The sequence below is a fragment of the Daejeonella sp. genome (assembly GCF_044232565.1).
Taxonomy (GTDB): Bacteria; Bacteroidota; Bacteroidia; order Sphingobacteriales; family Sphingobacteriaceae; genus Daejeonella.
In genome coordinates this window covers 1-13,695 of sequence record NZ_JBIILQ010000048.1, presented here as the reverse complement: position 1 = coordinate 13,695, position 13,695 = coordinate 1, and the positions used below count along the sequence as shown (strand labels likewise).

Annotated in this window: 15 protein-coding genes; 10 read left to right on the top strand and 5 right to left on the bottom strand. The window is 36.4% G+C overall.

The window, feature by feature from the left end; translation table 11 throughout:
* The coding region (locus ACILQF_RS04540; protein WP_395626226.1) for a response regulator transcription factor at positions 1 to 351 on the bottom strand (351 nt) is incomplete at its 3' end.
* A gap of 51 nt (positions 352 to 402) precedes the next feature.
* The gene (locus tag ACILQF_RS04535; protein ID WP_395626225.1) at positions 403 to 2,220 is read right to left on the bottom strand and encodes a sensor histidine kinase; all 1,818 of its coding nucleotides are present in this window, start codon (positions 2,218 to 2,220) and stop codon (positions 403 to 405) included.
* Between the two features lie 161 nt (positions 2,221 to 2,381).
* On the opposite strand from ACILQF_RS04535, the gene ACILQF_RS04530 reads away from it, so the two are divergent.
* Complete coding sequence (locus ACILQF_RS04530) at positions 2,382 to 3,326, top strand: T9SS type A sorting domain-containing protein (RefSeq protein ID WP_395626224.1); 945 nt, start codon at positions 2,382 to 2,384, stop codon at positions 3,324 to 3,326.
* Between the two features lie 77 nt (positions 3,327 to 3,403).
* Here ACILQF_RS04530 and ACILQF_RS04525 read toward each other — a convergent pair whose 3' ends face one another.
* Complete coding sequence (locus tag ACILQF_RS04525) at positions 3,404 to 3,769, bottom strand: DUF3127 domain-containing protein (protein ID WP_395626223.1); 366 nt, start codon at positions 3,767 to 3,769, stop codon at positions 3,404 to 3,406.
* A gap of 139 nt (positions 3,770 to 3,908) precedes the next feature.
* Here ACILQF_RS04525 and ACILQF_RS04520 point away from each other — a divergent pair, with 139 nt between their 5' ends.
* Genes ACILQF_RS04520 through ACILQF_RS04510 form a run of 3 tightly spaced genes read left to right on the top strand, consistent with a single transcriptional unit; the run spans position 3,909 to position 6,157 of the window.
* Complete coding sequence (locus tag ACILQF_RS04520) at positions 3,909 to 5,084, top strand: class I SAM-dependent RNA methyltransferase (RefSeq protein ID WP_395626222.1); 1,176 nt, start codon at positions 3,909 to 3,911, stop codon at positions 5,082 to 5,084.
* Entirely contained in the window at positions 5,047 to 5,727 is a 681-nt protein-coding gene (locus tag ACILQF_RS04515; protein ID WP_395626221.1) for an HD domain-containing protein, read from the top strand. Before ACILQF_RS04520 ends, ACILQF_RS04515 begins: the two co-directional genes overlap by 38 nt.
* Positions 5,714 to 6,157: a gamma-glutamylcyclotransferase gene (locus ACILQF_RS04510; RefSeq protein ID WP_395626220.1), complete on the top strand. Its 444-nt coding sequence runs from the start codon at positions 5,714 to 5,716 to the stop codon at positions 6,155 to 6,157. The genes ACILQF_RS04515 and ACILQF_RS04510 overlap by 14 nt, the downstream gene beginning before the upstream one ends.
* Here the strand turns inward: ACILQF_RS04510 and ACILQF_RS04505 are convergent.
* The gene (locus tag ACILQF_RS04505) at positions 6,150 to 7,034 is read right to left on the bottom strand and encodes a UbiA family prenyltransferase (protein WP_395626219.1); all 885 of its coding nucleotides are present in this window, start codon (positions 7,032 to 7,034) and stop codon (positions 6,150 to 6,152) included. The genes ACILQF_RS04510 and ACILQF_RS04505 overlap by 8 nt on opposite strands.
* Positions 7,035 to 7,147: 113 nt before the next feature.
* Between ACILQF_RS04505 and ACILQF_RS04500 the strand changes: the two genes are divergently transcribed.
* The 6 genes from ACILQF_RS04500 (at position 7,148) to ACILQF_RS04475 (ending at position 13,048) form a co-directional block, all read left to right on the top strand.
* Entirely contained in the window at positions 7,148 to 8,260 is a 1,113-nt protein-coding gene (locus tag ACILQF_RS04500; RefSeq protein ID WP_395626218.1) for a type III polyketide synthase, read from the top strand.
* The gene (locus tag ACILQF_RS04495; RefSeq protein WP_395626217.1) at positions 8,261 to 8,965 is read left to right on the top strand and encodes a methyltransferase domain-containing protein; all 705 of its coding nucleotides are present in this window, start codon (positions 8,261 to 8,263) and stop codon (positions 8,963 to 8,965) included.
* Between the two features lie 16 nt (positions 8,966 to 8,981).
* Entirely contained in the window at positions 8,982 to 10,103 is a 1,122-nt protein-coding gene (locus ACILQF_RS04490; RefSeq protein WP_395626216.1) for an NAD(P)/FAD-dependent oxidoreductase, read from the top strand.
* Positions 10,104 to 10,225: 122 nt separating this feature from the next.
* Complete coding sequence (locus tag ACILQF_RS04485; RefSeq protein WP_395626215.1) at positions 10,226 to 11,248, top strand: sensor histidine kinase; 1,023 nt, start codon at positions 10,226 to 10,228, stop codon at positions 11,246 to 11,248.
* A 69-nt stretch (positions 11,249 to 11,317) separates the two neighbouring features.
* Positions 11,318 to 11,965, top strand: coding sequence for a DUF47 domain-containing protein (locus tag ACILQF_RS04480; protein ID WP_395626214.1), 648 nt, complete (start codon positions 11,318 to 11,320; stop codon positions 11,963 to 11,965).
* 27 nt (positions 11,966 to 11,992) lie between these two features.
* Positions 11,993 to 13,048, top strand: a complete 1,056-nt coding sequence (locus ACILQF_RS04475; protein ID WP_395626213.1) for an anion permease — start codon at positions 11,993 to 11,995, stop codon at positions 13,046 to 13,048.
* 38 nt (positions 13,049 to 13,086) lie between these two features.
* On the opposite strand, the gene ACILQF_RS04470 is transcribed toward ACILQF_RS04475, so the two are convergent.
* The coding region (locus ACILQF_RS04470; protein WP_395626212.1) for a DUF6503 family protein at positions 13,087 to 13,695 on the bottom strand (609 nt) is incomplete at its 5' end.

Here is a 13,695-nt window from a genome sequence, read left to right as displayed (position 1 = left end):
TAGCGCATTTACTCTTAGAAGTAATTCTTCAATACGAAATGGTTTGGTTATATAGTCATCTCCTCCCAAATTATATGCTTCTGATTTATCTTCAATCATCGCCTTTGCAGTAGCAAAAATGATGGGGATATTTGGGTTTATACTCCGAATATCTTTGCCCAAGGTAAACCCATCCTTCTTAGGCATCATCACGTCAAAGATGCACATATCAAAATGCTCCTTAGAAAAAGCGCGAAAGGCCTCTTCTCCATCTCGGCACAGCACTACCTCAAATTTCCCTTTCAACTGAAGGTAATCTTGTAAAAGCATACCCAAATTGGGGTCATCTTCCGCTAATAAAATTCTTTTCATATGGACAATCCTCGAAAGGAAAAATTTTTAAAGAAAGTAAAATAACAAAAACTATGCTAGAGCTTTTATAGGCAGACTAATTTCAAACTCAGAACCTATATCCTTTTCACTTTTCACCTTTATAGTCCCATTTAAGCGCTTAACAATATTATTAACATAACTTAAACCTAGACCAAAGCCTTTAACATCATGTAAATTACCCGTCGGAATACGATAAAATTGGTCAAATATTTTCGATAATTGATCCTTATTCATTCCGATACCCTTATCAGAAACCTTAATGATCAAATTTTTACCCATATTTTGAGTGCTTAGTTTTATTTGTGGGTTCTCAGGGCTATACTTATTGGCATTATCTAATAAGTTGAAGATCACATTAGATAAATGAAGCTCATCACCCATTACTATGGCGCAAGTAGCTTGAAGATCGAGCTCAATACTTGCATTCCGTTTTTCCAATTGAAGCGACATACTATCCACAATGGCTGCAAGTAGATCATTCATTTCTATTTCTCTATGCTCCAACTTTAAATCACCTTTTTCAATTTTGGCAATGTTTAATACCCGCTCTATATGGCTCCCTAAACGAACATTTTCATCATAAATAATGTTTGCCAAGCGATCGATACTTTTTTTATCAGATGTAAGCTCTGGATCTCTCAATGCCTCACTTGCAATCATAATTGTTGCTACCGGAGTTTTAAACTCATGGGTCATATTATTAATGAAGTCTGTTTTCATTTCAGATATCTTCTTCTGCATCAAAATAGAGTGGATAGTATAGCCGAAACTAAAAATCAAAACTAGCAATAAGCCCCCTGAAAGTCCCATCATAGCCGTTAAATTGGAAAGGATGATATTATTCTTATTGGGAAAGTTGACAGTGAGCATTCCAGGATCACGGATCATATCTTTCGGAAATAATGGCGTTTCATAGCTATTAGCTTCCAAAAAACCTGATTTTGTGGAAGCACGGAAAAAAATAATGGAATCGCGCTTGGCTGAACTTACTTTGAAATCAAAATCACTAAAAATTGAGAGGTTCCCTAATTCAGCGCGAAGCATCGAATCGAGCGTTTGTGGATGAACCCTTTTATTAAGGGGCACATTTACATCCCGATATTCCTGATAAAGATCTTTAAATACCTTATCATTCTCTTCCCCAGCAAAAAACTTCTCTACTTTTTGAGCGGTATTTTCCGCCTCTGGTTCAGTCCTTACAAAACTATTGATTCTTGGTCGCGGAATGGTACGTAAAAAAGCGCCCTCTACAGGGTCCATTACAATATATTGAGTAACTGAGTCGAGAAGCGTATTAGAAGTGTTTAACGCATTTCCTGTTAAAGCTCTAGAAATAGTGCGCCGAGTTTGCTCATGAACCTGTCCAAAAGCGTCCTCCACCTGAAAAATATCGACTTGAAAATTATATTGAAGATCATTTAAATCTGTCTGACTTAGCACATCATTAAAAGAAAAAACAACCGGATAGCGTGCCCGAAGGATACTGTCTCGTAACCTAAAAATACTGTCTGCCTTTTTTTGCTCACTCAACAAATAATTTGTATCCGACAAGCGGGGTCTTCTTTTCTTTATTTTCTTGGATTTTTGAGGAATAGACACAAATTGAGGCTGTTTTACAAGAATGGTAGCTGAAGGGGTCATCATCTCGACCTTTTTTTCTAAAAAACTATTGGCATCACTTTTTGCTAATCGCTCCACTACATTTTTTAGGGCCTCATGAACAGATTGATCAAATAAACGTGATTGTAAATGGTAGGATTGCCTAAAAAAATACCATTGCATACCCATCACACCTACTAAAGCAATGGTCATTAATCCAATAATTAAAGTGATACTCTTTCGCTTCATGAACTCCAAAAATACGCAACATGCTCTTTGTCAGCTTAGTTTTAACATATTTTAACAAAGTATTAACAAAAACATCACGATTAACAATCTATTTTTGAGCAAAGAAAAAGACGAATGCGTGTAAAAATTGAATTTTGTCTGCATTCAATAAAAATAAATTTATGAAAAGATATCTTATTAATCCCCATCTACTGATGATGGGATTTTTCGTTTTAATTATTATTAGTTCAGGTTTATCTGTGAGAGCTCAGGTAGAGAGAAAAATTGTGAGAAGCATTATAATTACTAATGGCGATACCATTGTAAACGGCCAAAAACTAAGCGAAGCTAATAAAGAGGATCGTGTTCGCTTAAGAAAAGAATTGTTAGAAATGGAACAGGAAAGAGGTGTAAAATCAGATAATAGAGTAATAATTAGAAAAAACAACGGTAAAGAACCTTTGATCTTAAACTGGAATGAGGATACTGATGGAGAATTGAAAATAGACCTCAAAAATGGCCAAATGGAAGAACCATCGCGTTTTTTTTTCGATGAGAAAAATATGAATATTGACTCTTTGCTCAATGGATTCAATTTAAAAATCGACGGATTAGATAGTAATTTAAGTAAGCGCGTCATCACCATGCATCGAAATTTCCGTCCGGGACAACCAGAGGTCGAACTAAGAACACATCCTAATCAACCCACCCCTAGATTTCTTACGCCAGCAGGAGAACAAAGAAGAAATTCATCATCATTTAGCTACAATCACATGGATCAGGACGGCATCCTAAGCAGAATGAATATCCAAATTAGCGATATTGAAAGAGAGAATTTGGAGAAAATTACTGGAAGCAAAGAATCAATTGCTGATTTAAAAGTGGAAGATCTTACGATTTTTCCTAATTTCTCAACTGGCAAAATAGGGCTATCATTCAACTTATCAAGGAGCGCTGCATTAAAAATTAAAATACTAAATAGCGAGTTTAAGCAGGTTTTTACGGATGAGATGAGCAATTTTAACGAAACCTATACCAAGCAAATTTCCTTGCCAAAAAATGGCATTTATTACATCGCAATAAAGCAAAATAATAGCTGGTTTCTACGAAAATTGATTAAAAGTTAATTGTTTATTTAAAGGAAACAGAAAGCCCCGTCCTTTAGGAGGAACGGGGCTTCTGTTTTTTTTAATGATTCTTTAAATTAGAATGGTAAATCATCATCACCAGGAGCTGAACTAATATCAACCTGGCTAGCTATTTCTGGTGCTGCTGAGGCAGTTTCAGATGCGCCTAGTGGTGTTAATCTCCAAACCGAAAGCGTGTTAAAATAAGCAGTTTTACCTGTTTTGTCAACCCATGCACGACCGCGCAGATTGAAAAACAATTCTACATTATCTCCAACTTTAATATTGTCAAATAAGTTAACCTTATCTTGCACTGCTTCAAACTTCACATATTCGGGATAAGAAGGATTCTCTGCATATTCAAGTATAAGCTCACGTTTTTTGAATTTTTCACTCACAGTTATTACCTCTGAGACTTCATGTACTTTTCCTTTTACTTCCATTGTATTTATCTATTTATGATCGAAACTATTTTTTATTCCTAAACAATATCGGGAATTATTCGATGTATTTAACATTCGAATACGATTTGTAAAAGTATAAATTTCAGGCCGTTTTTAATTGTTAACTTCGTAAATTATTATGCAAGTTTTCCACACAAAAAGTAAGATCATCATTACCTGCAATAATCGACTATCGTCATATTTGCAACAGGAAGTTGAAGCCCTTGGTTATAAAATAATCAGAAGCTTCGCTACGGGCCTCGAATTGGAAGGCACATTGAATGATTGTATCCCATTAAATCTTAACCTGCGCTGCGCTAGTCAGGTTTTATATTCCATTAAAACTTTTACCGCCGAAAATCCAGCACGCCTTTATAAGGAGCTGATGGACATCGCTTGGGAAGATTTAATCGATTTTACAGGCTATTTCTCAGTTACATCAACTGTTGATAATGAGACCATTACCACTCCTCTCTTTGCTAATTTAAAAGTAAAGGATGCCATTGTTGACCGCATCAAGGAGAAAAAAGAGCTCAGACCTAATACTGGTTCCGATGCAAGTAAAGCCGTCATACACCTTTATTGGAAGGAGAATGATGCTGAAATATTTATTGATACTTCGGGCGAAACGCTAGCCAAACATGGCTATCGTAAAATTCCGGGTAAAGCTCCAATGCTTGAAGCTTTAGCTGCAGGAACTATTATGGCCACCGGATGGGATAGAAAAAGTCCTTTTGTGGTGCCCATGTGCGGTTCTGGCACCCTAGCCATTGAAGCTGCGCTATTGGCATGCGATAAAACTCCAGGTCTATTTCGCATGAATTATAGCTTCATGCACATTATAGGCTATGAAGAGGAAGTTTTTTTCGCCGAAAGGCGTAAGTTGAAAGATCAGGCCAAGCGTGAAATTGATTTCCGCATTGTTGCGACTGATATTTCAGAAGATGCCATTGATGTTTCCATCAAAAATGCACGCACAGCAGGCGTAGATCACCTCATCGATTTCACTGTATGTGATTTTGCCGACACGGAAGTCCCTGAAGGACCCGGAATAGTAATCTTTAACCCAGAATATGGAGAAAGATTGGGGGTTCACTCCAAGCTTGAGGCGACCTACAAACGCATTGGCGACTTCATGAAGCAGAAATGTAAAGGCTACCGCGGCTATATTTTTACTGGAAATCCGGATCTAGCAAAAAAAATTGGGCTCAGAGCAGATAGAAGAATTGAGTTTTATAATGGGAAACTAGACTGTAGGTTACTGGAATATGAATTATATGAAGGAAGTAAAAGAGACCCAAAACCTGTCGAATAGGGATCTTATTGACTTAACAGTACAATTTGTAAAAAAAAGCCTTCAAGGTGCGGAAAGCGGACATGATTGGTGGCATATTGAACGGGTATGGCATAATGCCATACTTCTTTCAAAAACAGAAGATGTAGATTATTTTATCGTAGAACTAGCCGCACTACTTCATGATATTGCCGATAGTAAATTCCATAATGGCGATGAAGAGGTTGGGCCAAAGAAAGCTGGCGACTTTCTAAAAAGCATCGGAATTGAGGGCAGTCAAATCATTCATATTCAACAAATTATACGAAATATGTCGTTTAAGTCAAGCCTAGAAACGCTAAGTTTCACCTCTAAGGAAATGGAGGTGGTTCAAGATGCCGACCGTCTAGATGCCATTGGCGCGATAGGTATTGCCAGAGCCTTTACTTATGGGGGCTTTAAAAACCGAGAGTTATATAATCCAGAGATTCTACCGGCACTCAATATGAGCAAGGAAGAGTACAAAACTTCTACAGCACCAACAATTAATCATTTTTATGAAAAATTATTGCTGCTGAAAGATAAAATGAATACCAAGACAGGTATTCGTATCGCCGAAGGGCGTCATCAATTTATGCTTAGCTACCTAGAACAATTTTACAATGAGTGGAATGGAAAACAATAAGAGTTTTAATTATTTTGCTTATGCCAGCAATTTGAAAAAAAGCAATTTAGAGGAGTGCTCGGGCAGCAAAATTAATAATTTCTTGGATGGACGCCTCCTCGATTACGGCTTTCGCTTCAATGTGAAAAATGCAGATGGTAAGGCAAGAGCAAATATCATTGCTTCAGAATCTGAGGATGTGTTTGGAGCTATTTATGAGCTTGAAAATACCGCTAAGGAGAAACTTTTAGCCAGCGAACCTGGATATAAACTAATTGAAGTTAATATTGAGACTAAAACAGGCTATGTTCCGGCAGTCACATTTATTTCAGAAGAAGATATGGAGGGTATTTACCCTGCGAAAGATTATCTAAAATTAATTTGCGAAGGCGCAAAAGAGCATAAACTACCAGAAGAATACCTCGAGTTTATTGTTTCAATGTCTAAATAAAAGCTAAGATCCCGAAATAAAGAAGCATCATTATGCTACTTATTAGTGTCATGCGAGACATGTTTTTAAAATTTGCTTGTGCAGGATCCTGATAAACCGCAAGAAACCACTTAATAAATAGAATAAAAACCGGGGCAGTTATTAATAGAAAAAGCCAGAAATAATTGCTTAAACCAACACTTTCCCAGTAAAAGTAAACGAGTATGCCAGATAGTAGAAAAAGAATTGCCGAAAAATAAAATGAACCACGAATACCCAAAACAATGCTTAATGTAGTATCCCCACGCTTAGAATCCTCTTCATGCTGATACACTTGAGTAAGCGGATAGGTAGCGCCAATTAAGCAGGAGGAAATTAAACCCGCTAAAATAAAATTGAAATTCCAATCTTCTAAAGCATTAAAACTTCCAATGGAAGCGTAGGTGCTCCAATAAATAAATGCCCCTTGAAAAATAAAAACGATTAAAAAACTAATGATCGGATATTTTTTTAGCCTAAATTTTGGGTGACTATACATTTTGGAGATGATTCCATAAGTTAGAACTGAAAAAAACAGGGTCCATCCCACAAAAAGAGAGAGCACCAAGGCAAGTACGTCTAATAGCAGGGAAAAATTATACAAACTTTTATCTACAGGAGGTGGAGATTCAATCAAAGCAATGCTGCCTTCATCTTTATCAAAATAACTGTTAAAACCATTGCTTGCAGGATAAACTAATAAATGCCACACCACAAAGGTCAGTATTGCTGCCAAAGAATTTATTTGAGTGGCTTGTGAGAACGCAAATAGATAAACAGGAAGTAAAAAAACTGAAAACAATATACGTAAATGCAGTAATGCAGATGCGGTAGGAACAAATTTTCGGATAAAATTCATTCTCTAAATTAACATTTTAAATAAAATTATTAAAGTATCGCAATTTGAAAGAATTGTGTCATTTCTTGTGTGATTAAACTCCAAATCCTAAAAATTTTGTATTTTACTTGAATATGAGCAGTTGTATAAGCGCGATTGGTACCGCTAACCCAAAAAACCGAATTCCACAGAATGATATCTACAATTTTATGGTCAAAGCATCCGGTTTAAATGCTAGTAATGCTTCCAGACTCAAGCGAATTTATGACCATTCAGGAATTGATTTCCGCCATTCGGTGATAGCAGATTTTGGAGAGACCGAAAGCCATAAGAACACTTTTTTTGGTCAATCGGCAAATTTTGAACCCTTCCCAAGTACACGCCAAAGAATGGAATTATATCAGAATTCGGCATCCGAATTAGGTTTTGAAGCGGTTAATGACTGTTTTTCCAATCATGGCGAAGATCTTAGATTAAAAATCACCCACCTCATCAGCGTAAGTTGTACAGGCATGCATGCTCCAGGAATAGATATTGAACTAGTAGAAAAACTAGGGCTAAACAAACAGGTAGAACGTACCTGCATTAATTTTATGGGCTGCTATGGCGCCTTAAATGCCTTAAAAGTGGCTGACTATATCTGTCGTGCAGATGCAGAAGCAAAAGTATTAATTGTATCCGTGGAGCTTTGTACCCTACACTTTCAAAAAGAAAATACACTTGACAATTGGGTGGCCAATTCCTTGTTTTCTGATGGAGCAGCAGCGATAATAGTGGAGCATAAATCAAAAGTACCTAACAATAAACACAGTCTGATTCTAGACACCTTTTATTCCGAATTTTTAATTGAAGCTAAAAATGAAATGGGCTGGTATATTGCAGATTCTGGCTTTGAGATGAAGCTAAGCTCCAAGGTCTCAAAACTCATTTTAAAACATATACAATCTATTGCCAATCAGCTACTTAGCAAGGCAAAAATTGAGTTTAAAAATATTGGACGTTTTGCCGTTCATCCGGGTGGAAGAAAAATTTTGGAATCTGCTGAAACTGCTTTTGGTTTCACAAAAGAGAAAAACAAATTTAGCTATGATGTTTTAAGAGAATATGGCAATATGTCGTCGGCTACCATTGTTTTTGTCTTAAAAAAGTTGCTAATGGAGAACAATTGGGAAAGTGGTGAGAACGTGATGTCTTTTGCTTTCGGACCCGGTTTAACCGTTGAATCTATGATCTTAAAAAGAAGCTAAATGCCAGACTTTAAGCAAAGAAGCACCCAGGAAGAGATGATGGATGATTTTTCTCTATCGCATGAAATCATAGACCCCATAATGGATGAATTGGAAGTGGTGAACAAGCTTCTTGGCGGCTATGCTGTATTTTTTGATGCATTTAAGAAAATTGGATTAGAAGATGGAATGATTATCAGCGACTGGGGTTGTGGAGGTGGCGATTCATTGAGAATAATTGCCAAATGGGCACGAAAAAGAAATTTAAAAATCAAATTAGTGGGTGTTGATGCCACAGAATCGGCCATTGAATATGCACGGCAAAAATCAAGCAATTTCCCCGAAATATCCTATATTTTGGCAGATGTGATGAGTAGCCAGTTGGTCCCGAATCAATTTGATATTGTTATTTCTAGTCTCTTTACCCACCATTTTGTTGATGCGGATTGGATTGAATTAATCCGAAAAATGAGCAGTTGCGCAAGCAAAAATGTCATAATCAATGATTTGCATAGGCATTGGTTTGCGTATTATTCAATAGGTATTATAACCTCTCTCTTCTCAAAATCTGAACTAGTTAAACACGACTCTAAAGTTTCCGTTTTGCGAAGTTTTAGGCACAATGAACTCAGAAATCTGCTTCAAAAAGGCGGAATAAGCAGCTATAGCATTAAATGGATGTGGGCTTTTAGATGGCAGGTGTGCATTGATACTGAAGGAAATTGACCTCATTATGAACATCATGAAGAGCGATATATTAATTATTGGTGGCGGACTCGCTGGATTGACTACTGCTATACTTTTACAGAAGAATGGGTATCAAGTTCGATTGATAGAAAAAAAGAAATACCCCTTCCACCGTGTATGTGGCGAGTATATTTCCAATGAGGTTCTACCATTTTTAAAATCGCTTGATATTGGAATTGATGCACTCGCAACCTCACACATAACTCGATTAGCAGTAACATCCGTATCTGGAAAGATTTTGAACGCCAATTTAGACTTGGGAGGCTTCGGAATAAGTCGTTATACCCTTGATAATTTACTTTTTAAACAAGCAGAAAAACTTGGTGTTGAATTTATTTTCGACAAGGTAAATAACATCCAATTTAATGAAAATTGCTTTAGCATTAGCACATCTAGTAGTAAGGTGTATGAATCTGCAATTGCCATTGCCACTTATGGGAAAAGATCAAATTTAGACCAAAAATTAAATCGCTCATTCTTTTATAAGCGGAGCCCCTATTTAGGAGTAAAATATCATATAAAAACTGATTTTCCATCCAATTTAATCCGATTAGATAATTTTGAAGGTGGTTATTGCGGGCTCAGCAAAATTGAGGAGGATAAATATTGTTTATGCTACCTCTCGGAAACGAGCAATCTAAAAAAGTTCTCAAGCATCCCAGAAATGGAGGAACAGCTATTGTATAAAAACCCTTATTTATATGATGTGTTTAAGAACTCTGAATTTTTATTTGAAAAGCCAGTTGTCATCAATGAAATATCATTTGAACGCAAGACCTTAATAGAGGATCATTTAATTTTCTGTGGCGATGCTGCCGGAATGATTACTCCCCTTTGCGGTAATGGCATGGCCATTGCGATACATTCAGCAAAGATATTAGCAGAAAGCATCATTCATTTTGCAAAAAAAGATAGTCGCTTGAACAGACAGGCTCTTGAACAAGACTATGCATCAAAATGGGAAAAACAATTTTCATTAAGATTAAAAAGTGGCAGATTAATCCAAAATTTATTTGGCAATACCTTAATCTCAAACCTAGCCATTTCTTCGCTCAATAAACTCCCCGCATTAACGCAAGCATTGGTTAAAAAGACGCATGGGGAGGTATTGGCCTAGGTATACGATTAGAAAACAACATAATACTGCCTTCAATACACGAGTTTTCTAAGCAACAAGAAATAAAATCCTGCAGAAAAAAGCTACACAGAGAAAGTTAGAAATTATATTTATTTTGCACCATGAAACTATGGGTCCTTGTTTTTATAAATGCTTTGGCAGTTGCACTTAGCCTTTCATTTGTCAATTTTTATTTCCAAGGTAAAATCATAGACTCAGTGATTACATTCTCTGTTTCATTGTTTACCAGCTACCTCGTTTTTTATTATCTTATTGAGCGTTTTGTTTACAGCAAAATAAAGCTGATTTACAAACTGATACATAATTTAAAGCTGGGTAAAGACCTCAAGGATGCCTTGGGCGAATATGTGAGTGCCGATCCCATCAATGATGTTGAGCAGGAGGTTAAAGATTGGGCAAGAGATAAAAAGACAGAAATTGATCAATTAAAGGAGCAGGAGAAGTTTAGAAGAGAGTTCCTGGCCAATATATCCCACGAATTAAAAACACCCCTATTTGCTATACAAGGCTATATTGAAGCTTTGCAAGAGGGAGATATTGAAGATCCAGAATTATCAAAGCGCTTTCTTGAAAAAGCGTCTAATAATGTGGAGCGTTTGGCTTCTTTCATAAAAGACTTAGATGCAATTTCCAAATTGGAAAGCGGCGAAATACCTGTTAGCTATAATGAATTTGATTTAGTAGAATTAATTCAGGAAGTTATTGATTCACTTGAATTAAAAGCAAATAAATACCATATTTCCATTCACTTTAAAGAAAAATATAAAGGCCCTACTCGCGTTTATGCCGATCGTGAAAAAATTAGGCAGGTATTGGTTAATCTCCTAAGCAATTCCTTTAAATACGGAAAGAATCCCGGCAATACCTATATCCGGACCTTTGAGCTTCACGATCAAATTTTGGTTGAGATTACTGATGATGGCATTGGAATCGAGGAAAAATACTTGCCAAGGCTGTTTGAACGCTTTTACCGCACCGATAAGAGTCGCTCCAGAGACATCGGTGGCTCAGGTTTAGGCCTAGCCATTGTAAAGCACATTATCGAAGCCCACGAACAAACTATAACGGTTCGAAGCACCGAAAATATCGGCTCAACTTTTGGCTTTACACTATCTAGAGCCTAGAAAATTCTTAATATTTAACATTAACTTAACATTGGGATTGTAGCTTTACCAAATACAAATCTCATAGACATGTCACTAAATAGTATTTTTCAATATTTTATCCCTAAGGACAAGAAATTTTTCCCTCTGTTTGAAAAAGATAGTGCCAACCTAATAAAATTAGGTGAAAAGCTTGTAGAAGCAGTAAATACGGAAGATATTGTTAAGCGTAAAGAACTTTTTAAAGACATTTCTGATTTGGAGCATGCAGGAGATGAAATCACTCACCAAATTCATTTAGAGTTAAGTAAGAACTTTATTACCCCTTTTGATAGGGAGGATATTCATCGTTTGGCAAGTGCCATAGATGATATTGCTGATTATATTCACGGTTCGGCGAGTCGCATGGACATTTACAATGTAGTAATCATTACCCCACCGATTAAAGAATTGGCAAATCTAATTTTAGAGGCATGCCGCGACCTTCACAAAGCAATTCTTGAGCTTCGCGACTTAAAAAATATTCGCCTTATAGCTGATTCATGTGTTCGTATTAATAGTATTGAAAATCAAGCAGATTACGTCTTTGATAAGGCTGTTGGAGATTTATTCGACAATGAGAAAGATGCTGTGAATTTGATTAAATATAAAGAAGTGCTTTCTGCACTAGAAACTGCAACGGATATGTGTGAAGATGCAGCCAATGTATTGGAATCAATTTTAGTAAAGAACGCTTAAAAATATAAAAGGATATCATACCGCCTTATGGGATTTACCTTATTACTTGTAATCATTGGTCTAGCTTTAGTATTTGATTATATCAATGGCTTTCATGATGCAGCCAATTCTATTGCTACGGTTGTTTCTACGAAAGTATTAACCCCATTTCAAGCAGTTATTTGGGCAGCTTTTTTTAATTTTTTAGCCTACTGGATATTCAGTCTTAACGTAGCCGATACCGTAGCCAAAACGGCGGATACCATGAATATAAACCTCGTTGTAATTCTTGCAGGTATACTTTCCGCAATTGCATGGAATTTATTCACTTGGTGGTTCGGAATCCCATCTTCCTCCTCACATACACTGATTGGAGGCTTTGCAGGTGCTGCAGTAGCACATGGAGGTTTAGATGTTATCAATTTAGGTATTATTGGTAAAGTTGCTGCATTTATCGTTCTTGCACCGATTATCGGTATGTTTATGGCATATGTGATCACGGTAATCATCGTAAATATTTGTCGCTATGCTAATCCATCACGAGCAGAGTGGTGGTTTAAAAAATTACAATTAGTCTCTTCTGCTTTATTTAGTTTAGGTCACGGTGGTAACGATGCCCAAAAAGTAATGGGAATTATTGCAGCGGCAATCATTGTATACTTAAAAGACAACCCTGCTGAAGCTAGCACTATGTCTCACTGGCTTCAGGTAGGATATACTGTTATTGAAGGAAAAGTTAAGATTAACCATATTCCAGAATGGATTCCAATTGCGTGCTATACATCAATTGCAATTGGAACGATGAGTGGTGGTTGGAAAATTGTAAAAACTATGGGGACTAAAATCACCAAAGTTACTCCATTAGAGGGTGTAGCAGCAGAAACAGCAGGTGCTATTACCTTATTTATGACTGAACACTTTAAAATACCTGTATCAACAACACATACCATTACAGGTGCAATTATTGGGGTGGGCCTAAGCAAGCGTGTTTCGGCAGTTAGATGGGGCGTAACAATCAGCTTAATGTGGGCATGGGTTTTAACAATCCCAGTATCAGCGGTGCTAGCAGCAAGTCTTTATTTTTTACTTAGCCTATTCTTGTAAATAATTAATTCAAAGGTCAATTTTCATATCTAGGATTTCTATTTTGAAATGGTCATCAATCGCATGTCCATAAATTCTATTCTAGATAATTCTCTGAGCTTTCCAGCTTCAAATAAGCTATCATATTTCATAACCGTAGTAGTTGAATCATTTAGTGGCATTTGATAGTTAATGTAGTCCTGGAAGATTACACCGCTCACATCATGGGTTTTTAACACGGCCCTGAATCGATTTCCACCAGAACTATAGGCAAAATGATCCATGCTATAATCTTGTACATCAAACCAATAATAATACACGTCCTTATGGTCGGCACCACCCTCGTTTTGATCAAAAGAAATTTCTAATTTATGGTACCTTTTTCCTTTAATTTTAACCTCATCTATGTACTTCTTTTTAACAGAGGGATCATTCAACTTAAGGGGTAAATACAAAAAATACACCATTGCATTTAAAGATTGAGAATGTTTGGCTACATCAAGACTGTCCAATTTAAGCTCTTTCTCGTTCAAAAACCTTTTAAATCCTTCATTATCAATGATATCATAAAATATACCTGAAGAATCTACAAAAGTACGCTCATAGCGAAATTGGCCTTCATTTTGCATGACCTTGAATTTAATATTTCTAAAAGTAAATTCAAGGCT

Bases quoted from the DNA above. Each gene is read 5' to 3' on its own strand.
- ACILQF_RS04490 (WP_395626216.1), top strand. From the start codon at position 8,982: ATGAAGAGCGATATATTAATTATTGGTGGCGGACTCGCTGGATTGACT.
- ACILQF_RS04535 (WP_395626225.1), bottom strand. From the start codon at position 2,220: ATGAAGCGAAAGAGTATCACTTTAATTATTGGATTAATGACCATTGCT.
- ACILQF_RS04525 (WP_395626223.1), bottom strand. From the start codon at position 3,769: ATGGAAGTAAAAGGAAAAGTACATGAAGTCTCAGAGGTAATAACTGTG.
- ACILQF_RS04475 (WP_395626213.1), top strand. From the start codon at position 11,993: ATGGGATTTACCTTATTACTTGTAATCATTGGTCTAGCTTTAGTATTT.
- ACILQF_RS04500 (WP_395626218.1), top strand. From the start codon at position 7,148: ATGAGCAGTTGTATAAGCGCGATTGGTACCGCTAACCCAAAAAACCGA.
- ACILQF_RS04510 (WP_395626220.1), top strand. From the start codon at position 5,714: ATGGAAAACAATAAGAGTTTTAATTATTTTGCTTATGCCAGCAATTTG.
- ACILQF_RS04495 (WP_395626217.1), top strand. From the start codon at position 8,261: ATGCCAGACTTTAAGCAAAGAAGCACCCAGGAAGAGATGATGGATGAT.
- ACILQF_RS04520 (WP_395626222.1), top strand. From the start codon at position 3,909: ATGCAAGTTTTCCACACAAAAAGTAAGATCATCATTACCTGCAATAAT.
- ACILQF_RS04480 (WP_395626214.1), top strand. From the start codon at position 11,318: ATGTCACTAAATAGTATTTTTCAATATTTTATCCCTAAGGACAAGAAA.
- ACILQF_RS04530 (WP_395626224.1), top strand. From the start codon at position 2,382: ATGAAAAGATATCTTATTAATCCCCATCTACTGATGATGGGATTTTTC.
- ACILQF_RS04485 (WP_395626215.1), top strand. From the start codon at position 10,226: ATGAAACTATGGGTCCTTGTTTTTATAAATGCTTTGGCAGTTGCACTT.
- ACILQF_RS04505 (WP_395626219.1), bottom strand. From the start codon at position 7,034: ATGAATTTTATCCGAAAATTTGTTCCTACCGCATCTGCATTACTGCAT.
- ACILQF_RS04515 (WP_395626221.1), top strand. From the start codon at position 5,047: ATGAAGGAAGTAAAAGAGACCCAAAACCTGTCGAATAGGGATCTTATT.